The 24,917-nt window shown below is 61.4% G+C and carries 24 protein-coding genes and 2 pseudogenes; 10 read left to right on the top strand and 16 right to left on the bottom strand.

Features of this window, described 5'->3' with window-relative positions; all coding sequences use genetic code 11:
* Window positions 1–34: 34 nt before the first annotated feature.
* The 8 genes from AAHM40_RS00550 (at window position 35) to AAHM40_RS00515 (ending at window position 5,933) form a co-directional block, all read left to right on the top strand.
* Window positions 35–1,021 (top strand): alpha/beta fold hydrolase, encoded by a 987-nt coding sequence (locus AAHM40_RS00550; protein WP_342242962.1) that lies wholly within the window; start codon window positions 35–37, stop codon window positions 1,019–1,021.
* Window positions 1,022–1,215: 194 nt separating this feature from the next.
* Window positions 1,216–1,404: a Rieske (2Fe-2S) protein gene (locus tag AAHM40_RS00545; RefSeq protein WP_342242961.1), complete on the top strand. Its 189-nt coding sequence runs from the start codon at window positions 1,216–1,218 to the stop codon at window positions 1,402–1,404.
* A gap of 20 nt (window positions 1,405–1,424) precedes the next feature.
* Window positions 1,425–1,913: a ribonuclease E activity regulator RraA gene (gene rraA, locus AAHM40_RS00540; protein WP_342242960.1), complete on the top strand. Its 489-nt coding sequence runs from the start codon at window positions 1,425–1,427 to the stop codon at window positions 1,911–1,913.
* 47 nt (window positions 1,914–1,960) lie between these two features.
* The gene (locus AAHM40_RS00535; RefSeq protein ID WP_342242959.1) at window positions 1,961–2,956 is read left to right on the top strand and encodes a zinc transporter ZntB; all 996 of its coding nucleotides are present in this window, start codon (window positions 1,961–1,963) and stop codon (window positions 2,954–2,956) included.
* Window positions 2,957–3,004: 48 nt separating this feature from the next.
* Window positions 3,005–3,259 carry a CrfX protein gene (locus AAHM40_RS00530; protein ID WP_169338769.1) on the top strand — a complete coding sequence of 85 codons (255 nt, stop codon included), beginning with the start codon at window positions 3,005–3,007 and terminating at the stop codon, window positions 3,257–3,259.
* Between the two features lie 2 nt (window positions 3,260–3,261).
* Entirely contained in the window at window positions 3,262–4,086 is an 825-nt protein-coding gene (locus AAHM40_RS00525) for a mechanosensitive ion channel family protein (protein ID WP_280284234.1), read from the top strand.
* 95 nt (window positions 4,087–4,181) lie between these two features.
* Window positions 4,182–4,772 (top strand): RNA polymerase sigma factor SigX, encoded by a 591-nt coding sequence (gene sigX / locus AAHM40_RS00520; RefSeq protein ID WP_280284233.1) that lies wholly within the window; start codon window positions 4,182–4,184, stop codon window positions 4,770–4,772.
* A gap of 108 nt (window positions 4,773–4,880) precedes the next feature.
* On the top strand, window positions 4,881–5,933 hold the full coding sequence (locus AAHM40_RS00515) for an OmpA family protein (protein WP_342242958.1): 1,053 nt from the start codon (window positions 4,881–4,883) through the stop codon (window positions 5,931–5,933).
* Window positions 5,934–6,066: 133 nt separating this feature from the next.
* Here the strand turns inward: AAHM40_RS00515 and cobA are convergent, their stop codons facing one another.
* From cobA to acnB, 12 genes and pseudogenes are all read right to left on the bottom strand, one after another.
* Window positions 6,067–6,804, bottom strand: coding sequence for a uroporphyrinogen-III C-methyltransferase (gene cobA, locus AAHM40_RS00510; protein ID WP_342242957.1), 738 nt, complete (start codon window positions 6,802–6,804; stop codon window positions 6,067–6,069).
* 136 nt (window positions 6,805–6,940) lie between these two features.
* Window positions 6,941–7,942, bottom strand: a pseudogene (locus tag AAHM40_RS00505) (NAD(P)/FAD-dependent oxidoreductase); the annotation flags it as partial.
* Window positions 7,943–8,195: 253 nt separating this feature from the next.
* Window positions 8,196–9,866 (bottom strand): bifunctional protein-serine/threonine kinase/phosphatase, encoded by a 1,671-nt coding sequence (locus AAHM40_RS00500; RefSeq protein WP_342242956.1) that lies wholly within the window; start codon window positions 9,864–9,866, stop codon window positions 8,196–8,198.
* A gap of 92 nt (window positions 9,867–9,958) precedes the next feature.
* Window positions 9,959–11,170 (bottom strand): nitrate/nitrite transporter, encoded by a 1,212-nt coding sequence (locus tag AAHM40_RS00495; protein WP_342242955.1) that lies wholly within the window; start codon window positions 11,168–11,170, stop codon window positions 9,959–9,961.
* Between the two features lie 416 nt (window positions 11,171–11,586).
* On the bottom strand, window positions 11,587–12,030 hold the full coding sequence (locus AAHM40_RS00490) for a thioesterase family protein (protein ID WP_280284228.1): 444 nt from the start codon (window positions 12,028–12,030) through the stop codon (window positions 11,587–11,589).
* An 80-nt stretch (window positions 12,031–12,110) separates the two neighbouring features.
* On the bottom strand, window positions 12,111–12,797 hold the full coding sequence (locus tag AAHM40_RS00485; protein ID WP_342242954.1) for a polysaccharide lyase family 7 protein: 687 nt from the start codon (window positions 12,795–12,797) through the stop codon (window positions 12,111–12,113).
* A 237-nt stretch (window positions 12,798–13,034) separates the two neighbouring features.
* Entirely contained in the window at window positions 13,035–13,694 is a 660-nt protein-coding gene (locus AAHM40_RS00480; protein WP_342242953.1) for a hypothetical protein, read from the bottom strand.
* A gap of 462 nt (window positions 13,695–14,156) precedes the next feature.
* Entirely contained in the window at window positions 14,157–15,401 is a 1,245-nt protein-coding gene (alaC, locus tag AAHM40_RS00475) for an alanine transaminase (protein ID WP_342242952.1), read from the bottom strand.
* Between the two features lie 210 nt (window positions 15,402–15,611).
* Window positions 15,612–16,190 (bottom strand): ANTAR domain-containing response regulator, encoded by a 579-nt coding sequence (locus AAHM40_RS00470; protein WP_342242951.1) that lies wholly within the window; start codon window positions 16,188–16,190, stop codon window positions 15,612–15,614.
* Between the two features lie 21 nt (window positions 16,191–16,211).
* On the bottom strand, window positions 16,212–17,426 hold the full coding sequence (locus AAHM40_RS00465; protein ID WP_342242950.1) for a CmpA/NrtA family ABC transporter substrate-binding protein: 1,215 nt from the start codon (window positions 17,424–17,426) through the stop codon (window positions 16,212–16,214).
* 189 nt (window positions 17,427–17,615) lie between these two features.
* On the bottom strand, window positions 17,616–17,825 hold the full coding sequence (locus tag AAHM40_RS00460) for a YgdI/YgdR family lipoprotein (RefSeq protein ID WP_280284222.1): 210 nt from the start codon (window positions 17,823–17,825) through the stop codon (window positions 17,616–17,618).
* Window positions 17,826–18,033: 208 nt separating this feature from the next.
* Window positions 18,034–20,643, bottom strand: coding sequence for a bifunctional aconitate hydratase 2/2-methylisocitrate dehydratase (gene acnB / locus AAHM40_RS00455; RefSeq protein WP_342242949.1), 2,610 nt, complete (start codon window positions 20,641–20,643; stop codon window positions 18,034–18,036).
* Between the two features lie 400 nt (window positions 20,644–21,043).
* Between acnB and AAHM40_RS00450 the strand changes: the two genes are divergently transcribed.
* Window positions 21,044–21,520, top strand: coding sequence for a DUF1289 domain-containing protein (locus AAHM40_RS00450; RefSeq protein ID WP_342242948.1), 477 nt, complete (start codon window positions 21,044–21,046; stop codon window positions 21,518–21,520).
* Between the two features lie 49 nt (window positions 21,521–21,569).
* On the opposite strand, the gene AAHM40_RS00445 is transcribed toward AAHM40_RS00450, so the two are convergent.
* Window positions 21,570–22,433, bottom strand: a complete 864-nt coding sequence (locus AAHM40_RS00445; protein WP_028627774.1) for a universal stress protein — start codon at window positions 22,431–22,433, stop codon at window positions 21,570–21,572.
* A 174-nt stretch (window positions 22,434–22,607) separates the two neighbouring features.
* Here AAHM40_RS00445 and miaE point away from each other — a divergent pair, with 174 nt between their 5' ends.
* Window positions 22,608–23,210 (top strand): tRNA-(ms[2]io[6]A)-hydroxylase, encoded by a 603-nt coding sequence (gene miaE / locus AAHM40_RS00440; protein WP_342242947.1) that lies wholly within the window; start codon window positions 22,608–22,610, stop codon window positions 23,208–23,210.
* A gap of 73 nt (window positions 23,211–23,283) precedes the next feature.
* Here miaE and AAHM40_RS00435 read toward each other — a convergent pair.
* From AAHM40_RS00435 to AAHM40_RS00425, 3 genes and pseudogenes are all read right to left on the bottom strand, one after another.
* Window positions 23,284–23,484: pseudogene (locus AAHM40_RS00435) on the bottom strand (SPFH domain-containing protein); the annotation flags it as partial.
* Window positions 23,485–23,586: 102 nt separating this feature from the next.
* Window positions 23,587–24,309 (bottom strand): UDP-2,3-diacylglucosamine diphosphatase, encoded by a 723-nt coding sequence (gene lpxH / locus AAHM40_RS00430; RefSeq protein ID WP_342242946.1) that lies wholly within the window; start codon window positions 24,307–24,309, stop codon window positions 23,587–23,589.
* The gene (locus AAHM40_RS00425) at window positions 24,306–24,800 is read right to left on the bottom strand and encodes a peptidylprolyl isomerase (RefSeq protein ID WP_028627769.1); all 495 of its coding nucleotides are present in this window, start codon (window positions 24,798–24,800) and stop codon (window positions 24,306–24,308) included. Before AAHM40_RS00425 ends, lpxH begins: the two co-directional genes overlap by 4 nt.
* Window positions 24,801–24,917 lie beyond the last annotated feature (117 nt).

Raw genomic sequence — 24,917 nt, 5'->3', positions numbered from 1 at the left:
TCGAAACCCGCCCTTTTTTGTGCAAGCAGCAATCATGCAAAGCAGTAGTGATCTCTTTCCCGTTGCGCTGATGAGCGCAGAACTCCGTGGCGACCTGACCGAAGACGTCTATCGCCTGAAGCCCGGTAACAGCCCGGACGCAAGTGTAGAACTGGTTCTGACCCGTCTTGGTCGCTTTGGCCAGGAGGATGAGCGTGGCGTACCAGTCATCCTGGTGCACGGCAGCTTTTCCAATCGGCGCTTCTGGTATTCGCCCAAGGGGCTTGGACTCGGACCTTACCTGACACGCGCTGGCTTTGACGTGTGGATCGTCGAGATGCGTGGCCACGGCCTGTCGCCGCGTAACCAGCACTACCGACGCAACCGAGTAGCGGACTACGCGCGCTATGACCTGCCAGCCATCGCTGCTTTCGTTCGCGAACAGTGTGGGCAGGTGCCGCACTGGCTTGGTCACTCGTTGGGCGGAACGACACTCGCTGCGGCCTTGGGTGGGCACTACCTGAGTGACGGAGATGCGGCGTCGGTCGCGCTGTTCGGCAGTCAGATCAGTCGCAACTACTGGCCGCTCAAGGTGCCGCCAGTGGAGTGGACTGGCCGTCTGTTGCTCAAGCGGTTCGAGGTGCTCTCCGGAGCATGGCTCAAGCGCGGGCCTGAGGACGAACCAATCGGTCTTGCCCTGGAAAGCATGCGCTGGCACGGTCTGTTCGGTCGTTTCGGCGATGCGGAGCGGGACTGGTGGGCCGGGCTAGCGGACGTGCGGATTCCAGTATTGGCTGTTGCGGCCGCAGGCGACCTGCAAGACCCGGTCTGGGCCTGCCGAAAACTGGTGGAGCAAGTCCCCGAGGAGAACCGTCACTTCCTGCGCTTGGCGCGGGACGCGGGGTTCAGCGACGACTTCGGCCACATCGAGATGCTGGTGAGCAAGGTCGCCGAGCGCGAGGTCTGGCCGCTGGTGGCGCATTGGCTGGGGCATCAGTCCCTGCCGGTCGCTGCTCAGGGAGCTGAGGTCGTGACGCTCTAGCTCGCTGCCTGCCGACGGTTTCCAGTTTCGGATGGCAGGAGGCTGTGCTAAAGATGGCGGAATCGCGGAGCGGTGGAGGCTTCGTGTTCGTAGCGCTGGAACGACTGATCAATCTGCAGAACGGCTATCGAGGTGATTTTCAGGTTCAAGGGCGGCATTTGTTGCTGATCGTCGTTGATCAGTAGCTGATCCTCATGGAAAATCGTTGCCCACACCAGGGCGCGCCCTTGCACATCGGCACCCTCGAAGGCGGGGTGCTGCGCTGTTCCAGGCATGGCATCGCTATCGACCTGGCCAGCGGCCGTCCGGTCAATGCGCCTTGCCCTCCATTGCAGCGCCTGCCGCTGGCCTACGACGGCGACCGCATCGGTCTCGATCTGTAACTGCTATCAAGGAGAAGTCCATGCAATACGTTACCCCTGATCTGTGCGATGCCTATCCGGACCTGGTCCAGGTCGTCGAACCCATGTTCAGCAACTTTGGCGGTCGCGACTCCTTTGGCGGTGAGATCGTCACCATCAAGTGTTTCGAGGACAACTCCCTGGTCAAGGAGCAGGTCGACTTGCCGGGCAAGGGCAAGGTGCTGGTGGTAGACGGCGGAGGCTCCCTGCGTCGTGCCCTGCTGGGCGACATGCTGGCCGAGAAGGCCGCGAAGAGCGGTTGGGAAGGGATCGTGGTCTACGGCTGCATCCGTGATGTCGACGTGATCGCCCAGACCGACCTGGGTGTCCAGGCTCTGGCCAGCCACCCGATGAAGACCGACAAGCGAGGCATCGGCGACTTGAATGTCGTGGTCACTTTTGGTGGCGTCACCTTTCGCCCGGGTGAGTATGTATATGCCGACAACAACGGCATCATCATTTCGCCGAAACCCCTGGAAATGCCGGCCTGATCAAAGTAGCCCGGCGAGAGCCGGGCTTTTTCTTCCAAGGAGACTGAATGTTCGAGGAGCTGAACGCCCAGTGGGGGCTGGTACATGCCTTCTTGCTGGACGGGCAGGGTGGTGCCGAGCCGATCTCCCGGGAGGCGCTGGCCAACTTGCAGCTCGCGCCTGCACAGAGCCTCTGGTTGCACTGGGATCGCAGCCATCCGCTCGCGCGGCGCTGGCTACGAGAGCAAAGCGGGCTGTCCGAGTTCGCTTGCGACCTGCTTCTGGAGGAAAGCACCCGGCCGCGGATGCTGGCTCTGCCCTGTGACGAGTTACTGCTGTTCCTGCGCGGCGTGAACCTGAATCCCGGCGCGGTCCCGGAAGATATGGTCTCTGTGCGGATCTTCGCCTCGGCGCAGCGCATCCTCTCCCTGCGCCTTCGGCCATTGCACGCCACGGATGAGCTGATCGAACAATGGGCGCGGGGTACCGGGCCGAAGGTGGCTTCCGAGGTGCTGCTGTACCTGGCGGAGCACCTGACCGACAAGGTTGATTCGCTGGTCGCCGACCTGTCAGAGAAGGTCGATGAGCAGGAGGAGCACCTCGATAACAACGAACGGTTCCGTCCGAACCATGACCTGATGCTGCAGGTTCGCCGCCGGGCCGCTGGGCTCAAGCGGTTTCTGGCTCCCCAGCGCGATATCTACGGGCAACTGGCGCGCAGCCGTATGCCCTGGTTCGTCGAACGCGACAGCGAGTACTGGAACGAACTGAACAATCGCCTGACCCGTTACCTGGAGGAGCTGGAGCTGATCCGCGAGCGCATCGGCCTGGTACTGGAAAGCGAAAGCCGTCGCCAGAGTGAGCGCACCAGCCGCACCATGTACCTGCTTGGTATTACTACCGGTTTTTTTCTGCCGCTGAGCTTCATCACAGGCCTGCTGGGCATGAACGTAGGCGGTATCCCGGGCGATGAGGCGCGTTATGGCTTCGTTCTGGCCTGCGTATTGATCCTGGGAATTGCCGGTTTCCAGTTGTGGCTTTTCCGTCGGCTGCGTTGGCTCTGATGTGACCTGGGCTGCTCCTGTCTCGTCTAGCCGACATATCCACGCGAGGTGCGCATGCACGATCCGTTCGAAGAATCCCTGCGGGACCTGCTCAAGGCGTCACCGCAACCCGATCACGATGATGACGCCACGCTGGGTCGGGTGCTCAAGACCGCCAACCGCCAGGTAGGCGCTGGGGATCTGTTCAGTCTGATGGGCCATTGGCTTGAGGCCATGATGATCGCCCTGAACAATGGCTCGCCTCACTTGGCGCCTGTTTCGCGCCGCAATGCTTCTGTCCGTTCTGCAGATAAGGCTGATTGAACATGGAATTCGACCCCTGGACTCAAGGACTCGTTAACGCCATGACCTCGGTGTGGGCACCGGTGGCGGGCTTCATTCCGCGCCTGTTCGGCGCGCTGGTGGTGGTACTGCTGGGCTTCGTGGTAGCCAAGTTGCTGGATACCCTATTGTCGAAGCTGTTGGCCAAGGTGGGGCTGGATCGCCTGATGGCAGGCACGGGCCTGACCAAGATGCTGTCCCGCGCTGGCATCCAGGTACCGGTTTCCACCCTGATCGGCAAGATCGTCTACTGGTTCGTGCTGTTGATTTTCCTCGTGTCTGCTGCCGAGTCCCTTGGGCTGGACCGCGTTTCGGCGACCCTGGACGTACTGGCTCTCTACCTTCCCAAGGTGCTGGGCGCAGCCCTGGTGCTGCTGGCCGGTGTGCTGCTGGCGCAACTGGTCAGCGGCGTGGTGCGTGGCGCCGCTGAAGGTGTGGGGTTGGAATACGCCCACGGACTTGGCCGCATTGCCCAAGGCTTGGTCATCATCATCAGCATCTCTGTGGCCATCGGCCAGCTGGAGGTCAAGACCGATCTGCTGAACAATGTCATTGCCATCGTGCTGATTTCCATCGGCCTGGCAGCGGCGCTTGCGCTGGGATTGGGCAGCCGCGAGATCGCCGGTCAGATCCTCGCCGGCATCTATGTGCGCGAGCTTTATCAGGTCGGGCAACAAGTGAAGGTTGGTGATGTCGAAGGTCAGATCGAGGAAATCGGCACGGTGAAGACCCTGCTGCTTACCGAGGAAGGTGAGCTGGTATCGGTGTCGAACCGTACTTTGCTCGATCAACGGGTAACCAGCCGCTAACACGACGGCTTTTCCCTGCTAATGTATGCCGCCAGACAGGGTGCGCGAACCTCGCGCCCCGGCGGCTTTTGACCTGACTGTCGGCCCGACCCGTTTTGAACAAGCCCCAATCGCTTTCCTTGCGCTATGACCCACGCGAGCTCTCTGATGAGGAGCTGGTGGAGCGCGCGCATGTCGAGCTGTTCCATGTCACGCGCGCCTATGAAGAATTGATGAGGCGCTATCAGCGCACTTTGTTCAACGTCTGTGCCCGCTATTTAGGCAACGACCGCGACGCCGATGATGTCTGCCAGGAAGTGATGCTGAAGGTGCTCTATGGATTGAAGAACTTCGAAGGCAAGTCGAAGTTCAAGACATGGCTATATAGCATCACGTACAACGAGTGCATTACCCAATATCGGAAAGAGCGCCGAAAGCGACGCTTGCTCGATGCGCTGAGTCTGGATCCTCTTGAGGAGGCTTCGGAAGAGAAAGCGCCCAAAGTCGAGGAGCGGGGAGGCCTGGAACGATGGCTGGTACATGTCAATCCCATTGACAGGGAAATTCTTGTGCTACGTTTTGTCGCAGAGCTGGAATTTCAGGAGATCGCCGACATTATGCATATGGGCTTGAGTGCCACGAAAATGCGCTACAAGCGTGCATTGGACCGACTGCGCGAGAAATTTTCGGGCCTTGCCGAAACTTAGTTCGGGAAAAATTATCTCTTAAGGGCCGGTATGTTCTGCTAGAATTGCCGACCAAGTTGTCTGGAGATTGTTCGACAACTTCTGACCACCAATGATGGGGATTTACGGATGAAACTGAAAAACACCTTAGGCGTAGCCGTTGGCTCTCTTGTTGCCGCTCTCTCGATGAACGCGCTGGCTCAGGGCCAAGGCGCAGTTGAGGTGGAAGCTTTCGGTAAGCGTTACTTCACCGACAGTTCTCGCAATCTCGAGGACGGCAACCTTTACGGCGGCTCGGTAGGCTATTACCTGACCGACGACGTTTCCCTGGCTCTGTCGTACGGCGAGTACCACGACATGACCTCCGACGATGCCTTCGGCGTCGACGGCCACAAAGACATCAAGGGCAGCCTGGCTTCCCTCGACGCTGTTTACCACTTCGGTACTCCGGGTGTTGGTCTGCGTCCCTATGTTTCCGGCGGCTTTGCTCACCAGAGCATCAGCAACCTGCCGCCGCGCACCGGTCGTGATCACAGCACCTTCGCCAACGTTGGCACCGGTCTGAAGTACTACTTCACCGAGAACTTCTTCGCCAAGGCGAGCCTGGACGGCATGTACAACCTGGACGCCCAGGAAGCCGAGTGGATGGCTGGTGTAGGCGTTGGCGTGAACTTCGGTGGTTCCACCAAGCAAGCCGAGCCGGCTCCGGCTCCGGTTGCCGAAGTGTGCGCTGATAGCGACAACGACGGTGTTTGCGACAACGTCGACAAGTGCCCGGACACCCCGGCCAACGTTACCGTTGACGCTGATGGCTGCCCGGCTGTTGCCGAAGTCGTACGCGTTGAGCTGGACGTGAAGTTCGACTTCGACAAGGCCAAGGTGAAAGAAGAAAGCTACGGTGACATCAAGAACCTGGCTGACTTCATGAACCAGTACCCGGCTACCACCACCACTGTTGAAGGCCACACCGACTCCGTCGGTACTGACGCCTACAACCAGAAGCTGTCCGAGCGTCGTGCCGACGCCGTACGCGACGTGCTGGTTGACCAGTACGGTGTAGGTTCCGAGCGCGTGAACGCTGTTGGCTACGGCGAAACCCGCCCGGTTGCCGACAACGCCACCGCTGACGGCCGCGCTGTTAACCGCCGCGTAGAAGCTGAAGTGGAAGCCCAGGCCAAGTAATTGGTTTGAGCCTCAGAAAAACCCGGCCTCGGCCGGGTTTTTCTTTGCCCGAAGAAAGTGTCGTGCGCTGATCCAGGTGAAAAAAAGCCCGGCATGGCCGGGCAAACACTACTTCGCAGGAGCGAAGAGAGATTCAGGCGCTTCGTGCCATTGGGAGGACCGCTTCGGCTGCGGCAACCTCGCCGATGACCAGGATGGCCGGGCTTTTCAATTCGAAAGCCTGGGCGTCTGCCTGCATCTGCCCAAGGGTGCTGCGGCATTCGCGTTGATGGGGCAGGGAGGCATTCTCGATCATGGCCACGGGCATGGCACCGGACATGCCGCCCGCCAGCAGCCCCTCGCGAATATCGGCAAGCTTGGCGACGCCCATGTAAACCACCAGTGTCGTGCCTGACTGCGCGAGAGCCCCCCAATTGAGGCTGCTGTCGTCCTGGGTGTGGGCGGTGACCAGGGTGACACCACGGCTGATTCCGCGCAGCGTGAGGGATATGCCGCAGTTGGTGGCGCCTGCCAAGCCCGCGGTGATGCCATTGATCAGTTCGCTCTCGATGCCACGCTCGGCCAGCCATTCGGCCTCTTCACCGCCGCGGCCGAAAATGCACGGATCACCGCCCTTCAGCCGCACCACGCACCTGCCTTGGCGCGCATAGCGCAGCATCAGTCGATGGATAAACGCCTGGGGCGTTGAGCGGCAGCCGCCGCGCTTGCCCACGCGGATAACCCGGGCATTGGGGCAGTGCTCCAGCACCACCGGATTGACCAGGTCATCGATCATCACCACCTCCGCCTGATTGAGCGCTTTTACCGCCTTCAGGGTGAGGAGTTCGGGATCACCGGGGCCCGCACCTACCAGCCAGACTTTGCCGTTCATCGGGGTTCTCCTCGGCGCAACTCGCGCCCTAAATGATTCAGGTCCAGGCCAGCACGTCGTTGTTGGTTAGTTCGATCTGCCAGTCGTGCAAGGGGCAGGCGCCACGCATGCCGGCGACCTGGCCGGGGTGGGGCGCGTCACCAGCACTCAGCATCTCGATGCCGGCCACCTTGAGCTGGGTTCCCGTGCTGGAGCCCTGGTAGCGTGCGAAACCGAGCATGGCCAGATGATTGGCGCAGACCTTGGCCTGCTCCATCAGCGGGGCGACCAGCCCGTAGGAAATACCGCGGTGGTTTGCGCATTCGCCGATGGCGTATATGCGCGGGTCATAGGTCTGCAGGGTGTCGTCGACCAGGATGCCGTGGCTGCAAGGTAGGCCCGCCTGTTCGGCAAGTTCGGTGTTGGGCTTGATGCCGGCCGCCATTACCACGAGGTCCGCCGTGATCACCTCGCCGCCAGCCAGTTGCACGGCGCAAACACGGCCGTCGCCGTTGTCGATCAGTTCTTCGGTGGCGGTGCCCAGGCGGAAACGGATACCGCGAGCCTGCAGCGCGCGCAGTAGCTTCTTGCCGGCCAGCGGGTCGAGCTGTTTTTCCAGCAGCCAGTCAGCCAGATGTACGACCGTGACGTCCATGCCGCGCTGCTTGAGGCCATTGGCTGCTTCCAGACCAAGCAGTCCACCGCCAATTACCGCCGCGTGGCTGTGAGTGCGGGTCGTTTCGATCATGGCGCGGGCCCCGGCGATATCGCGGTAGCCAATCACCCCTTGCAGACGGTTGCCGGGGATGGACAGGCGGCTCGGCGTGGAGCCGGTGGCAATGACCAGGCGATCGTATGCGGCAGTGGTACCGTCTTCGGCGATCACCTGACGGCGCTGGCGGTCGATTTTTACCACCTTGCGATTGAGTAGCAGATCGATGCTGTTCTCCGCGTACCAGGCCAGGTCGTTGAGGATGATTTCCTCGAACGACTGTTCGCCGGCCAGAACCGGGGAGAGGAGGGTACGGTTGTAGTTCGGATGGGGTTCGGCGCCGAACACTGTGATCTGGTACTGCTCTGGCGCGAGACGCAATAGCTCTTCGAGGGTACGCACTCCGGCCATGCCGTTTCCGATCACCACCAGCTTGGATGTCTTCATGCCAGGACACTCCTGCATAAGCGTCGAACAAACAAAAAAGGCGTCCCGCTGTTTCCAGTAGGACGCCTTTGTCCAAGTCCCGTTCGATCGGGAAAGTGCCGTCTCGTCGTTGAGTCGGGCGCTTTTGTAGATTGTCGAAGTGGATCCTGCAGGCGCCGTGCCAACCCTGGGAGGCCACGTACGTCGCGGTCATGCGTAATGACTCGTGGGTCGTCTCGCACTTGCCTGGGGCGCATTGCCCTGATTTGGTGCGTCAGCCTTGCAGCAGGACGATCAGCAGTGCCAGGTTGAGCAGCAGGGATAGGAGGGCCAACCCGCGCCAAACCTTTAGCGGCTCACGCTCCAGTAACGGCTTGGGCTTGGCGGCAAGGGCACGGCGCTCGCCTTGCTCCAGGGCCAGCAGCCATTCTTCCATCGTTTCGTAGCGTCCGGAGGGGTCGGCGACGACGGCGCGAGCCAGGCACTCGTCCAGCCAGGCGGGCAGGTCGGGCCGATAGCGGCTGGCCGGAGTGGGCGTGCCAAAGCGCGGATGCTGGAAGGCTTCGACTTCACCATAGGGATAGTGACCGGTTAGCAGGTGATACAGAGTAACTCCCGCGGCGTATAGATCCTGTCGGGGGGACGGCTGCGCTCCGGCGAAGGCTTCCGGGGCGATGTAGCTGGGCGTACCGGGCAGGCTGTGGGCCTGGTCTTGGGACAGTCCGGGGCAATAGGCCAGGCCGAAATCCAGTAGGCGCAGCTCGCCGTCATCTCCCCAGAGCAGGTTTTCTGGCTTGATGTCTCTGTGCAAGATGTTGCGCCGGTGCAGCTGTCCCAAGGCCTTGAGCAGGCGCGGGGCAATATCCAGCCACTCCGGCAGCGCCATCGTGCCGCTAAGTCGCAGATGTTCGGCCAGGGTTTGTCCTGCGTACTCGCGCTGCACGTAGTACAGGTGCTGGCGTTGGGGTAGCGGATGCGCTTCGGGAAAGTGGCGGCCGGCGACGCGGCGCAGGAACCACTCTTCCAGCATCAGCGCCGGGGCGGCTCCAGGTTCGTCGTGACGGCTGGTGGGCAGGGTCTTCAGCAACCAGCGCCGTTCCTGGCCGTCGCGTACCCGATAGACCATGGACTGGCGGGATTCGGCGATCAGGCGATCGACCTGCCAGCCCTCGAAGTCCTGCCCCTCCAGCAGACGGGGCGGCAACGGCCAGTGATCCAGCTGCGCCAAGGTATCGGCCAGTCCAGTCTGCGGCAGGTTTTCCACGCGAATCAGCAACGCGCTGGCATTATCCTGGCCGCCCGCCAGGTGCGCTGCGCTGACCAGCGCCTGAGCGGCAGCGGGGAGGTCCTGTTCATCTTGGAGGATGCGCTGAATACCCTGGTCGCCGAGAACGGCCCAGACGCCATCGCTGACCAGGACGAATCCCTCGCGTTCCGCCAGCTCACCGTCCAGGTAGTCCACCACCAGGTGCTGGTCCAGGCCGAGCGCGCGCTTGAGCACGTGCTGCATGCCGGGCTGTTCCCAGACATGGTCCTCGCTGAGGCGAAGCAACTGCTGGCCGTCCCAGCGATAGGCACGACAGTCGCCCACGTGGGCCAGGGTGAAACGGCGTCCGCGCAACACCATGGCGGTCAGTGTGGTGAGCAACGGTTGGCCGCCGCCATTGGCCTGGAGCCAACGGTTATGGGCCACCAGCAACCGATCCAGGGATTGGGCCACGGCCCAGGTTTCCGGGGTGGAGTAATAGTCCAGCGCCAGCGCCTGCAATGTGGCACGAGCGGCCAGACCGCCGTCGGCGCATTGGCTGACGCCATCGGCCAGTGCGAAAAGGTAGCCCTTGCTGGCGGCCAGGGCAGGCGCTGGTGTGACTACGCGCAGGGCGTCCTGGTTCTCCGTGCGCGGACCGGTGGCGCTGGCCTCACCGAAGCTGAGTTGCAGGGTCATCTGGATGAGCGTCCTGTATGGCGAAAGGAGCGCGAGGCGCTCCTTGTCGGATCGGGTTCGGCGCCGCTGTTGGCGCCGAAGTCGGCATCAGGTCAGACGCGCGCAGCGGTGACGGCGGCCGAACCCCAGGTGGTGCGCCAGCGCTGCTTGACGCCGTAGAGGCCGAACCACGCCACCACGCCCAGGCTGGCAAACAGCCACAGGCCAAGTTGGTAGTCGCCGGTGTTCTGCTTGATGGCGCCCAGGCCTGCGGTGAGGCAGAAGCCACCAATCCCGCCGGCCATACCAATCAGGCCGGTCATCACGCCGATTTCCTTGTGGAAGCGCTGGGGCACGAGCTGGAACACTGCGCCATTGCCGGCGCCGAGGCTGAGCATGGCGACTACGAAGAGGGCGAGCGCGACGGTGGAGCTTGCGATGTGGAAACCCACGGCGGCGATGCATATGGAGGCTACGGTGTAGACCACCAGCAGGGTCCGGATGCCGCCGATGCGGTCGGCGAAGGCGCCGCCCAGCGGGCGCATCAGGCTCCCGGCGAACACACAGGCGGCGGTGTAGTAGCCGGCGGTGACCGGGGCCAGGCCGTACTGGTCGTGGAAGTAGCCGGGCAGGGTGCTGGCCAGGCCGAGGAAGCCGCCGAAGGTCACACTGTAGAACAGCATGAACCACCAGCTGTCCCGATCGCCCAGGGCTTTGAGGTAATCACCAAGCGCTTTGGGGGCCGGACGGTTGGGTGCGTTGCGAGCCGCGAAGGAGAAGATCGCCAGGGTCAGTACCAGTGGGATCAGCGCCAGGCCGAAAACGTTGTTCCAGCCGTAGAGGGCAGCCAGGCCCGGTGCGAAAAGAGCGGCCAGCACAGTGCCGGAGTTGCCGGCACCGGCAATACCCATGGCCTTGCCCTGGTGCTGCGGCGGATACCACTGGGATGCCAGCGGCAGCGCCACGGCGAAGGATGCACCGGCGAATCCAAGGAAGAGGCCAAGGAGCAGCGCCTGCTCATAGGTGCGCACCCCCATTTGCCAGGCAACGAACAGTGCGACGATCACCACCACCTGACCGATCAGGCCGGCGGTCTTGGGCGAGGTGCGGTCGGCCAGCATGCCCATCAGGAAACGCAATACGGCGCCAGCCAGGATGGGTGTGGCGACCATCATGGCGCGCTGCTGCGTGGTGAGTTGGAGGTCGGTGGCGATCTGCACGCCCAGCGGGCCAAGCACGTACCAGACCATGAAGCTCAGGTCGAAGTAGAGAAAGGCGGAGAATAGGGTAGGCGTGTGGCCGGCTTTCCAGAAACTCGTTGTCATCGAACACCTCATCTGCAGTTAGGGGCCGGGAGGCGCGCCTGTCGTGATCGTGGGCACGGCGGTCGCACCTCCCGGTAAAACGTCGCGCTTGTGGCGCTTCGTCCTGCGGCACAAGCCGCAGCGGGAGTGAGTGAGCTGCAAGCGAACGTCCGGATCCCGGCCCGTCCACCACCCCATCGCTGGGGCCGGAACGAAAAAGGCGTCGCACCACTGCCCGCAATGCTGCGGAGTGACGCGACGCCTTTGTCGTGTGATGGGCAACCGCCGTTGGCTACCTCTGCCAGATACACAGCAAGAGCCGGGCCAATCTTTGGAATACCTATTCCAGGGCGGTTAGCGGGTGTCTGATGGAAACCTGGTCTGATTCAAAAAGGGGCGTGGGGAGGCGGGGTGCACCGAGTTGAGGCCGCTCGGCCTCAGTCCAGCCAGTTCACCTTGGGAAAGGTGTTGCGGAAACCATCAGGCATTGTGACCACGCAAGACGCCCGGTAGTTGAAGAAGACGAAGCCGGACTTGGCCATGGCGACCAGTCGGCCATCGGCCGGGCGGGTGATGCGGAAGGTGATATCGCCACCGTACTTGTTGAAGTCCATGACACCCACCTCGAACAACAACTGATCGCGGGCGTGGGCTTCGGCCCGGTAGGTGGTGGCCAGGTCGGTGACGATTATCCCGGTACCGTCTTCGGCAGTCTCGCTGACGCCGAACTCGAACAGGAATCGCGCGCGGGCTTCCGAGATCATCGAGATCATAGAGTCGTTGCCAAGGTGGTTTGCCCCGTTGATATCGGTGACGCGCACGGTCAGGTGGGTGGAGTAGCAGTACTGGTCTTCCGGGAAGTTCAGGGATAGGCGGGCCATGGGAATCTCGGGCGTAGAAGCGGCAAAGCGCTGATTCTACGCCGGCGAGATCGGATAGCCCGGCATTTCGAGTCTGAATGTCAGCGGTGCAGCCCGTTCAACCAGTAGAAGGTGACGCGGCCGCCTTCGTTGTCGGCTCCGTAGTTGTCCTGGATATAGGCGCCGGCCTTGAAGTAGAGCTGCTGGGCCCCCCAGTAGCCGCTCAGTTCGCGATAGAGATTGCCATCATCGCCGTTGCTGGTGACGGTAATACCCAGTTTGCCGGTAGGCGTGATGCGCAGGTCGTAGCCGAAGCGCTCGCCCAGGTCGACGTTCTCGGCAAGCAAGATGTTCTCCACCTCCTTGTCCCCTGGGCGCTTGCGAAGCAACGCCTCGACCCGGCCGTTGCCGCGCAAGTAGTGGTACTGAATCTTGAGCAGGGGGTCGTTCTCGCTGCCGGGTTCGTCCTTGCTATGGATCTGGCCGATGATGATCTTGTTTTGGCTGGGTACCTGCTCTACGGAGAGCACCGCGCTGAGGTAGTTATCGGCGCTGGCGTGGTACCAGTAACTGAGGGTGCCATCAGCCTGGGTTTCCCGCAGTTCGGTTCGGGGGTATCTGGCATCTTCGGTGCGGGACCCATTCACGGGTACCCAGAAGCTGATACTACCGTCAGCATTTCGCCGAAAGTATTGGCTTTCGTAGCCATTGTTAAGGCGATCGGTGGTGATGAGAGTATTGGAACTGGTGGCTGGGACCGTGAGGTTCCAGGTGCTTAGGTCGATCACTTGATGTCCTTACTGCTGAATACCTAGGGGCAGCAGTTCGTACATGCAGAGGGTGGAAAAGTTCCGGACCAGCTTGAACGAAGGGGGATTCTGGACTTTGGTGCCTGTTCGCGAGGAAGAAGCAGGGGAGTTTTTTTGCAGGGGCGTTGTATCGATTAAAAGTGGGTAATGCAGTTAATGGGTAAACAAGCTGATGAGGCTGTGAGCTGAAACTGGGCATCCCTGCCCAGTCATCTCTTACAGCGAGGCGAGTGCGGGATTCACTCGAGAAGGAGTGACATTTTCAGCTCTGTTGCTTGCCCACTTCACCAGCAGCGTCATCGCGACGAAGCCAAGGCAGATGAACAGCGGGTAAGCGAACATGATTTCGCCAAGGGAGTATTTCCAGCTAAGCGGACGAGCGATGCCCAGCATGGCTCCATAGAACCAGGAGACTCCGGAGACGACACCCGCGAACACCGCGAGGGTACGGGCGTTGGTTTCCATCTTGACCAGCGTGCCGGCTTTTTTGATGGCAGGCAGTACAGCGCTGTGAAGCAGGAAACCGTTTACGGTCAACAGTGTCACGACCAGGATTTTCGCCTGGAGTTTGGGGTTGAGGAAATACACCGCGCCTTTGACAGAGTAGTCCAGCAGTACGATACCTATCCCTGTTACCCAGAGTGCCGCAAGTGCAAGCAGTACAGTTTTCTTCAGAGTATCAAGATGGGTTTTGTCGCTATGGGTAGCATCGTCTTTGCCAGTGATCATTTGCTTGATCATGGCATAGTCGCTGGTCAGGACCAGGCCGATTGCCACGCAGCAAGCGATCAAGTGGGCATAAACAACACCCATGCGCATTAGTTCCATGGTTGCTTCCTGTTTGAACAGGGAAGTAATGAGATGGTACAGCTCCATGGTTTACCTCTTGTTTTACAAAGTAAGTTGGTGTGCTGATGCAGTAAGGGCACCGATATATGTTATTTTCTTACTCTTTAGTCTCTTTGGACTTTGAGTGGTGGTCAGGTTTTTCTACATCTCTATGTATGTTTCATGTCTTCATACGCACTCCTCCTTTTTTGAGACACAGAAACCTCTTGCACATGAACTTGTGCATTTGGAATCGCTCCGGACTCAAGGGGAATAAGACATGCGCGCCATCCACCGACCATGGCTCAAAAGTGACGCGATGTACTCAGGCTATCATCAGAGTGGTGAACCCCTGATTTTGTTCAAAATAACGATCCGAAAGCCGACGAGCGGAGGTGCGTGGGAGGGGGCTTGAAACGCTTGAAAAGGCAAGGAAACCTTGCCGGGCGCAGGTTTCGGGAAAGTTCAGCGGAGAGTGTGTCCCCTGTGACCAGGGGACGTAATCGGGCGTCAGGCCTTGCCGGACTTCCGGGGTTTGGGCGCTGCCGGCGACTCAAGGATTCCATCAGCACGGAACATGCCCTTGATGCCGCGAACGGCCTGGCGAATTCGGTCCTGGTTCTCGATCAGGGCGAAGCGTACGTGATCGTCACCGTAGTCGCCAAAGCCCAGGCCGGGCGATACGCAGACCTTGGCTTCGGCCAGGAGCTTCTTGGAGAACTCCAGGGAACCCATGGCGGCGTAGGGCTCGGGAATCTTGGCCCAGACGTACATCGAGGCCTTGGGGTTTTCCACCATCCAGCCGATTTCGTGGAGGCCCTTCACCAGGACGTTGCGGCGCTGGCGGTATTGCTCGGCGATATCGCGGACGCACTGCTGGTCGCCTTCCAGAGCGGCAATGGCGGCAACTTGCAGCGGTGTGAAAGTGCCGTAGTCGTGGTAGCTCTTGATTCGTGCAAGGGCGCTGACGAGTTCCTGGTTGCCGACCATGAAGCCGATCCGCCAGCCTGCCATGTTGTAGCTCTTGGACAGGGTGAAGAACTCCACCGCAATGTCCTTGGCGCCGGGGACTTGCATGATCGAGGGCGCCTTCCAGCCGTCGTAGACGATGTCGGCGTAGGCCAGGTCGTGCACGACCAGAACGTCGTACTGCTTGGCCAGGGCCACCACGCGCTCGAAGAAGTCCAGTTCCACGCACTGGGCGGTGGGGTTGGAGGGGAAACCGATGATCATCATCTTCGGCTTCGGGATGCTCTCGCGAATCGCCCGCTCCAGTTCGGCGAAGAAGTCCACGCCGGGTACCAGGGGCACTGAGCGTACCTGGGCGCCGGCGATTACCGCACCATAGATGTGGATCGGGTAGCTGGGGTTTGGGACCAGCACCGTGTCGCCATGGTCCAGGGTGGCGAGCATCAGGTGCGCGAGGCCTTCCTTGGAACCGATAGTCACGATGGCTTCGGACTCTGGATCGATCTCCACGTCGTAACGGTCCTTGTACCAGCGCGAGATGGCTCGGCGCAGGCGGGGAATACCGCGGGAAGTGGAGTATCCGTGGGTGTCTTCACGCTGGGCGACCTGCACGAGCTTTTCCACGATATGCGGCGGAGTGGCGCCGTCGGGGTTGCCCATGGAGAGGTCGATGATGTCCTCACCGCGTCGGCGTGCTGCCATCTTGAGTTCGGCGGTGATGTTGAAGACGTAGGGGGGAAGACGATCGATGCGCGCAAAACGGCGCGGTGAACGCTGGTCAGCCATGCTTTCCTCGGATACGTAAGCGCCCGGAACCGTCCGAGCGACGTCGGCCACTGTGGTGGCCTGGCGGCGAAGATAAGGGCTTCGCGGTGCCTTTGTCGAGGGCTGTTTCGCCTGCGCCCGCGGATTAGCCTGATGGCACACCGTCGGGCAGGAGCGGGCTGCGCCTCCCTGAGCGGAGCCCGCGCTTACAAGTAGGGCTGTGTCCGGGTTTCAGTTTCCGAGCATGTCGTGCATGGCGATGATCTGTTCGGCTACCTGGATCAGCTTCTGCTGGCGACTCATGGCCTGGCGCCGCATCAGGGTATAGGCCTCTTCCTCGTTGCAGTTTTTCATCTTCATGAGCAGCCCCTTGGCCAGTTCGATGCGCTTGCGCTCGGCCAACTGCTGATCGCGCACGGTCAACTGGGCGCGCAGGGCTTGGTCGCTCTCGAAGCGGGCCATGGCGACATCGAGGATCGGCTGCAGGCGGTCGGTCTGGATGCCTTCGACGATGTAGGCGCTGACGCCGGCTTGAATGGCCTGGCGCATGACCTTGGGGTCGTGCTCGTCAGTGAACATGACGATGGGGCGGGGCTGGTCACGGGTGACCAGAACAACCTGTTCCATCACGTCTCGGCCCGGGGATTCGGTGTCGATCAGGACCACGTCCGGGCGAATGGCCTCGACTCGGGCCGGCAGGTCGATGGTCAGACCGGATTCGTCGATGACCTCGAAGCCGGCTTCCACCAGGGCGGCCTTGAGGCGGCCGACTTTCTTGGCGGTGTCGTTGATCAGCAGGATGCGCAGCATGGCGGCGGTCTTCCCTAACGGCTACAGGGCAATGGCGCGGGCATTGCCGGCCAGGGAATGGATGGGGAAGCTGCGGGCGTAGCCAGCGGGGTCATTGCCGTCCCAGGTACGACCGTCAATCAGTGTGGCGCTGCGCATCGGGGCGGGAACGGGGATACCGAGGGCTTCGGCGGCTTCGCGGTAGCGATCCAGCTGCTGGACGCGCTGGGCGATGGCGAGATAGTCGGGGTCGTACCGCAACAGGCCCCAGCGGCGGAACTGGGTCATGAACCAGATACCGTCAGAGAGATAGGGCATGTTCACCTGGCCGCCCTCGAAGAAGCGCAGCGGGTGATCGTCCTTCCAGGCGTTGCCCAATCCATCCTCGTAGTGGCCGAGGAAGCGCGGCTCAACGGCCGACAGCGGGACGTCTACGTAGTCGCTGCCGCTGATCAACTGGGCGGTGCTGCTCCTGTTCTCGAGGCTGGCGTCGATGAAACGGCTCGCTTCTAGGACGGCCATGGTCAGGGCGCGGGTAGTGTTGGGGTATTGCTCGGCGAACTCGCGGGTGACGCCGAGGACTTTCTCCGGATGGTCCGGCCAGATCATCTGGCTGGTGGCCAGGGTGAACCCCTGGCCCTGGTCCACCGCCAATGCGCCCCAGGGGCCGCCAGCGCAGAAGCCGTCGATGCGAGCGGCCTTGAGGTGAGCGACCATCTGCGAGGGCGGTACAACGACCGTATCGACATCCTGCAACGGATGTATGCCCTGGGCGGCCAGCCAATAGTTCAGCCACATGGCGTGGGTGCCGGTGGGGAACGTCTGGGCGAAGGTCAGACGTGCACCGTCATGGCGCACGTGGCGGGTCAGTGCCTCGGAACTGGTCACGCCGATGCGCTTGAGTGGTTCGGAGAGGTTGATGGCCTGGCCGTTCTGGCAGAGGCCCATGAGGATGGCCATTTCGGCGCAGGGGCCGCCAATGCCCAGCTCTATACCGTAGATTTGTCCGTAGAGTGCTTGCGCGGCGTCCAGTTCGCCGGAGAGCAGCTTGTCGCGCAGCGTGGCCCAGGAGGATTGGCGCTGGAGGTCAAGGGTGAGGCCGTATGGCTGGGCGAAGCCCTGGGTGGCGGCGACTATGAGTGAGGCCGAGTCGGTCAGGGGCATGAAGCCCAGGTTGAGCATGCACTTCTCTGGCGCGTCGCTGCCTGCGACCCAGGCCAGATTGTCTGCGCGCGTGGTGTTTTGCTTGTCTGTCATCTTGGTTGCCGCCTATCAGCAAAATGGCGCCGATCCGGAGCAGCCGGGGCCGGCCGGAATCGACGCCATTGTCATCAACTCGCTCCGCCGTTGGAGTGAGTATTGTTGATGCTGAGCAAGCAAGCGATATGCCAGAGGGTAGGTAAAGAAGCCGCCGCGACGGGGTAGTGGTTCGAGCTCGGGGCTGCCTCAGCGTTCGATGATCTGTTTCACCTGCGCTTGCGGGATTTGCTGGCTGCGGCCTTCGTCATCTTCGAACTCGAGCATGCCGGTGTCCCGGTCCAGTTCGGGTTTCTCGTGGGTCGTGATGATCTGGCCATCGGTCGTTGCGATCAGGTATTCGCTGGAGCAGCCAACCAGGCCAAGGGCGCAGAAGAGGATCAGGTTCCAGAGTTTCATGACGACGCTCCCCGTCGTGGTAACTGATAACTGGAACATAGCTGCTGACGGGGCAGCTGCAAGGCAGAGAGGGCACCCTTCTGTCGAAAGTGTGTGGCCTTCGGCGGAGTCGTTCGATGCGGCTCCGATTGATCTGCGGTTGCCTGAAGCGCAAAGAAGAAGCCCCGCACGGGCGGGGCTTCTTCGTTACCGGGATACCGATGTAGGCTTAGGCCTGGACCACCGGGATCTTGGCGTTTGCAGCGGCTTCCTTGTACTCGGCGATCTGGTCGAAGGACAGGTAGCGGTAGATATCGGCAGCCATGCTGTCGATGTTCTTCGCGTATTCCATGTACTCCTCGACGGTCGGCAGTTTGCCCAGGATCGAGGCAACGGCCGCCAGCTCGGCAGAGGCCAGGTAGACGTTGGTGGCGTCGCCCAGGCGGTTCGGGAAGTTACGGGTGGAGGTGGAGACCACGGTGGCACCGGTCTGTACGCGAGCCTGGTTACCCATGCACAGCGAGCAGCCCGGCATTTCCATGCGCGCGCCAGCCTTGCCGTAAATGCCGTAGTAGCCTTCTTCGGTCAGCTGGTGCTGGTCCATCTTGGTCGGCGGGGCCAGCCACAGGCGGGTCGGGATACCGCCCTTGACCTTGTCCAGCAGCTTACCGGCAGCGCGGAAGTGACCGATGTTGGTCATGCAGGAACCGATGAACACTTCGTCGATCTTGTCGCCGGCCACGGTGGACAGCAGGCGGGCATCGTCCGGGTCGTTCGGCGCGCAGAGCACGGGCTCCTTGACATCGGCCAGGTCGATCTCGATCACGGCAGCGTATTCGGCGTCCTTGTCGGCTTCCAGCAGGTTCGGCTTGGCCAGCCAGGCTTCCATCGCCTGGGCACGACGTTCCAGGGTGCGGGCGTCGCCGTAACCTTCGCCGATCATCCAGCGCAGCAGGGTGATGTTGGAGCGCAGGTACTCGGCGATGGCCTCTTCCGGAAGCTTGATGGTGCAACCGGCAGCGGAACGCTCGGCCGAGGCGTCGGACAGCTCGAAGGCTTGCTCGACGGTCAGTTCGTTCAGACCTTCGATCTCGAGGATGCGGCCGGAGAAGATGTTCTTCTTGCCCTTCTTCTCGACAGTCAGCAGACCGGACTGGATGGCGTAGTAGGGGATGGCATGCACCAGGTCACGCAGGGTGATACCGGGCTGCATCTTGCCCTTGAAGCGCACCAGTACCGATTCCGGCATGTCCAGCGGCATTACGCCGGTAGCGGCGGCAAAGGCAACCAGGCCGGAACCGGCCGGGAAGGAGATGCCGATCGGGAAGCGGGTATGGGAGTCGCCACCGGTACCGACGGTGTCCGGCAGCAGCATGCGGTTCAGCCAGCTGTGGATGATGCCGTCGCCCGGACGCAGGGACACGCCGCCGCGGGTCTTGATGAAGTCCGGCAGGGTGTGGTGGGTGTTGACGTCGATGGGCTTCGGATAGGCCGCAGTGTGGCAGAAGGACTGCATTACCAGGTCGGCGGAGAAGCCGAGGCAGGCGAGGTCTTTCAGCTCGTCGCGGGTCATCGGGCCGGTGGTGTCCTGGGAACCGACGGTGGTCATCTTCGGTTCGCAGTAAGTGCCCGGACGTACGCCCTGGCCTTCTGCCAGACCGCAGGCGCGGCCAACCATCTTCTGCGCCAGGGTGAAGCCTTTGCCGCTGTCAGCCGGGGATTCCGGCTTCTTGAACAGGTCGGAAGCACCCAGGCCCAGTTCGGCACGGGCCTTCTCGGTCAGGCCGCGGCCAATGATCAGCGGGATACGGCCGCCAGCGCGGACTTCGTCCAGCAGGACCGGGGTCTTCAGTTCGAAGGTGGTGACTACTTCGCCGCTGTCGTGGCGAACGACCTTGCCTTCATACGGGTACACGTCGATGACGTCGCCCATGGCCAGGTTGGTGCAGTCGAATTCGATCGGCAGGGCGCCGGCGTCTTCCATGGTGTTGTAGAAGATCGGGGCGATCTTGGTGCCGAAGCAGAAGCCACCAGCGCGCTTGTTCGGAACGTACGGGATGTCGTCGCCGAAGAACCACAGCACCGAGTTGGTGGCGGACTTACGGGAAGAACCGGTACCGACCACGTCGCCGACGTAGGCAACCGGGAAGCCCTTGGCCTTGACCGCTTCGATCTGATTCAGCGGGCCGACGGAGCCCGGCTGGATCGGCTCGATGCCGTCGCGGGCCATTTTCAGCATGGCCAGGGCGTGCAGCGGGATGTCGGGGCGGGACCAGGCGTCAGGAGCCGGAGACAGGTCGTCGGTGTTGGTTTCACCGGGGACCTTGAACACGGTCAGGGTGACTTTTTCCGGTACGGCAGGCTTGTTGACGAACCACTCGCCGTCGGCCCAGGACTTGAGCACGGCTTGCGCGGAGGCATTGCCATTCTTGGCACGCTCGGCGACGTCGTGGAAGGCGTCGAACATCAGCAGGGTGTGCTTGAGCTGTTCGGCAGCAGTGGTGGCCAGTTCGGCGCTGTCCAGCAGCTCGACCAGGGTGGCGATGTTGTAGCCGCCCTGCATGGTGCCCAGCAGTTCGGTCGCGCGGGCCTTGCTGATCAGCGGGGAGGTGGCTTCGCCTTTGGCGACAGCGGAAAGGAAACCGGCTTTGACGTAGGCGGCTTCGTCGACGCCCGGCGGAACACGGTTTGTAATCAGGTCGAGGAGGAAGGCCTCTTCACCGGCTGGCGGGTTCTTCAGCAGTTCGACCAGGCCTGCGGTTTGTTCGGCGTTCAGCGGCTGGGGCACAACGCCCTGGGCGGCACGCTCTTCTACGTGTTTGCGATAGGCTTCAAGCACAGTTTTACCCTCATCAGTGGCCCTGGAATGTCCAGGGCGCTCATCCAGGAATCCGCCGAACGCATGCGCCGCACAGCTTTTTGGGCTGTCTGGCCAAGGTTTCGGCGGCCTCCATCGAGAAGCTGTTTTCAAAGTTTTACGCCGGAAGGAAGACCTGATGAGGGCTGGCGGCGGACATCCCTGGCGGGATGCCCGGCGCCATTATTTCCTGCCGGATGAACTGTGCTCGTGACGCTTTGAAAACAGCTTCCAACGGATATCGGCGCCTTAAAAGGCGGGCTGATTCTAAAGGAAAGGCTCGGCAAAGTTAAGACGAAATCCCGAATTCACTGAGGGTGACCCTGATTAGACAAAGGACTAAGATGGAGCGCCTGTTTCACCTGCCGAATCCTCCTTCATCATGTCCAACCAGCGCATCAAGACGCCTTGCGTCGGCCTCTGTTCTACTGTCTATGGCGACCATGTCTGCCGGGGCTGCAAGCGTTTTCACCATGAAGTGGTGAACTGGAATCTGTACAGCGAGGACGAGAAGCGAGCGGTGTGGCGGCGTCTCGAAATCCTCCTGGTGCAGGTGATGGCGGCCAAGCTGGAAGTATTCGATCCAGCGCGACTGCGTCATCAGTTGGAGCAGCACCAGGTGCGATTCGTGCTCGAGCAGTCCCATTACTGCTGGGCGTACCAGTTGATCGCGCGGGCATCACGCATGATCAGTCGCCTGGATGCCTATGGAATAGTGCTCCTCCCCGAGTTTCGCGACTGGGCTTTGCCGGACGTGCGGGAAGCCATCGATCGGGAGTTCTTCCTGCTGTCCGAGGCTCACTACGAGCGTTACATCGCGCCGCGCTTCCTGCGCGAAGGTGTCGAGATTCGCGTCTGACGTCACGAAAAAAAGCCGCCAACAGGCGGCTTCTTTCGTTCAGGGGGAGTCAGCGCTGGGCGACCAGCTCTTCCAGGTGGGCGATGATGGCCTCGGGCTTGAGCACCAGCACATCGCTCTCCAGAGCATCCAGCACCACCTCAGCGGTATTGCCAATCAGCGCGCCGGAAAGGCCGGAGCGGGCTACGGTGCCAATCACCGTGACCACCGCTTCCAGCTTGTGAGCGACATGGGGGATGAGTACATCTGCCGGACCTTCCTCGATATGCAACCGTTCGTCGCTGACGTCGTACTCGGCCTGGAAAACGCGACATTCGTCGCGATAACGGGCTTCAATGGTCTCCTTGAGCTGGAACGTTGGGTCCGCCGCCGAGAGCATGGGGGAGGGGTGGGCGCTGATCACGTGCAGGGTGCCGTGGGCGAGTCCGGCGATGTCGTAGCCGTGGCTAACGATGGTGGCGTGCAGCGTGCGATGCTCGCCATCGCTATTGCCCACGTCGACCGCGGCGAGAATATTGCCGTTGGTCCAGGGTTTGTCAGTCTTTACCATCAGCACGGGGCCTGGGCAGTAGCGCAGGAGCTTCCAGTCATCGGGAGTGAGCAGGGCCTTCTTCAGCGGATTGTCCGGCACATGCTGTTTGATCACCAGGCCGCAGCCCTCGGCCTGCTGGGACGCGATGATGGTCTGGTGCTGGCTGTCCAGCCAGCTCTGCTGGGTGCTGACGCTATAGCCCTCGGCCTTGAGCGAATCGGCCAGATCGCTGAGGTAGTCGGTATGGTCGCCCTTGCGGTCGCAGATCAAGAGGTGCAGGTGAGATTGAGTCACCCCTGCGATCAGTTTTGCCCTTTTCAGGGCAAGGCCTTCCGGCCGGTCCGGTTCCAATACCACCAGAATGCTGCGAATGGCTTGCATGGTCCTCATCTCCCTGTCGATGGCTTATAGCCAAATCAAATGTAGTCTCGATTCGGCTTTTGCGTTCTTGACATATATCAAGTGTGTCGGGCTGGTCGTCGCGTCCTGCATTCGTATAATGCTCCGCCTCCGGGAGCCCGGCCAGCGCGGCGCCCAGCATGATGAGAGCTACTTGTGAACTTTCCTGAGATCCATGAATTTCTTGGCTGCCGTACCCCTGATGCCTGGGTAACGGCTGCACTGGCCGATCAGGAAACCCTGCTGATCGACCACAAGAACAACGAGTTCAAGGCGGCGTCCACGGCCATGGCGCTGATGGCCAAGTACTCCACTCATCTGGATCTGATCAACTTCATGTCGCGACTGGCTCGCGAGGAGCTGGTGCACCACGAGCAGGTGCTGCGCATTATGAAGAGGCGCAGGATCGACCTCATACCCGTGTCTGCGTCGCGCTACGCTTCTGGACTGCGCAAGCTGGTACGCAGTCATGAGCCTCAGAAGCTGGCGGATACGTTGGTGGTGGGCGCTTTCATTGAAGCTCGGTCCTGCGAGCGCTTCGAAGCCTTGGTGCCGCATCTGGATGAGGAGCTGGGCAAGTTCTATGGTGGCTTGCTGAAGAGCGAGTCCCGTCACTACCAGGGCTATCTGAAGCTGGCCTATCAGTACGGCGAGACTCAGGACGTTGATCGCACCATCGAGAAAGTGAGGGCGGCCGAGCGGGAGCTGATCGAGTCGACGGATGAGGAGTTCCGCTTCCACAGCGGCGTGCCGGCCTGACCGGCATACAAAAAGCGCCCTGGTGGGCGCTGTCGTTCGGTTGGGTTCTAATCCTTGACCTTCATGTCCAGGGCCAGGCCTTCGCGCGACCAAACCACTTGGTGGCGTAGCCGGCGTCATCTACTGCCTTTTCCTCGCCGAAGATGGTTCGCACGTGAGTGGAGAAGCCGGCTTCGTTATAAAAGAAGATGCCGTTGAAGAGGGCGAAGGCGAGGATGGCGAGGACTACGGGGCCGCCTGCACATTTGATGAGTTGGGCCTTGGTAAGTGGCATGGTCGCTCCTTGACGTTGAATCGGAGCGGCGATGCTGCTGGCCGATAGCCACCCCCTCAAGAGGCGGCGAGTCGGCCTGCGAGGAACACCTCGCAGGAAATGTCAGACGAGGTTGAATGGGGTCTGCAGGAATCCCTGCTCGTCTACCTGAAGCGCCCAGCCTTGTCGGTCCCAGTCTCCCAGGACGATGCGTCGGGCCGATTGACCGTCAAGGTCCAGTTCGTGGATGCCCGGGCGGTGAGTGTGGCCGTGGATCAAGGTCCTGACGCCGTGCTGGCGAAGGATGCGCGGGATTTCTTCCAGGGTGACGTCGGTGATTTCCGCAGCTTTCTGGCGGGTTTGCATCCGACTTTCCTTGCGCAACTTGCGTGCGAGCTTATGGCGGGTGGCCAGCGGCAGGTGGCGCAGGATAAACAGGGTCACGGGATTGCGCAGCCACCGGCGCAAGCGCATGTAGGCTTCGTCCTGGGTGCACAGGCTGTCGCCATGCATCAGCAGCACCGGTTCGCCATTCATCTGTACCAGGCTCGGGTCCGGCAGCAGTGTGCATCCTGCTTCGCGACAGAAGTCATTGCCGATCATGAAGTCGCGATTGCCATGCATCACGTAGATGCGCGTGCCGCCATCGGCCAGCGTGCGCAGCTCCCGGGCGATGGCGTGCTGGAACGGTGTCATGGCGTCGTCCCCGATCCAGGCTTCGAAGAAGTCGCCGAGTATGTACAGGGCTTCAGCGCGCGGGGCGCGGGTCTGCAGGAAAGAAAGAAACGCCCGGGTGATGTCCGGGCGTTCCTCTTCAAGATGCAGATCGGAGATCAGCAATATCACTCGACGATCTCGGCCTTCTCGATGATCACGTCATCAACCGGAACGTCCTGGTGGCCGGACTTCATGGTGGTGGCCACGGCTTTGATCTTGTTCACCACGTCCATGCCTTCGGCTACTTCGCCGAACACGGCATAGCCCCAACCCTGGACGGTCGGCGCGCTGTGGTTCAGGAAGGTGTTGTCGGCGACGTTGATGAAGAACTGCGCGGACGCCGAGTGCGGCTCCATGGTGCGGGCCATGGCGACGGTGCCGACCTTGTTGGACAGGCCATTGTTGGCCTCGTTCTTGATCGGGGCACGGGTGGACTTCTGCTTCATGCCCGGCTCGAAGCCGCCGCCCTGGATCATGAAGTTGCCGATCACGCGGTGGAAGATGGTGCCGTCGTAATGGCCGGCCTTCACGTACTCCTTGAAGTTGGCCACGGTATCCGGGGCTTTGTCTTCAAAGAGTTGCAGGGTGATGACGCCGTGGTTGGTATGCAGCTTGATCATTTGGCTATTCGCTCTATCGAGAAATCCAAGGCCTGTCAGGGGATTGACAGCTTCGGCTATGATAAGCGCTTTGATTTGGCCGGCCTACCCTGAGCCGCGCACCAGCTAGATGTAAGG

Origin of the sequence: Pseudomonas sp. OTU5201 (assembly GCF_038440135.1) — a bacterium.
Taxonomy (GTDB): domain Bacteria; phylum Pseudomonadota; class Gammaproteobacteria; order Pseudomonadales; family Pseudomonadaceae; genus Metapseudomonas; species Metapseudomonas resinovorans.
Note: the sequence above shows the minus strand (reverse complement) of the source record. Positions and strands in the feature narration are given on the sequence as shown.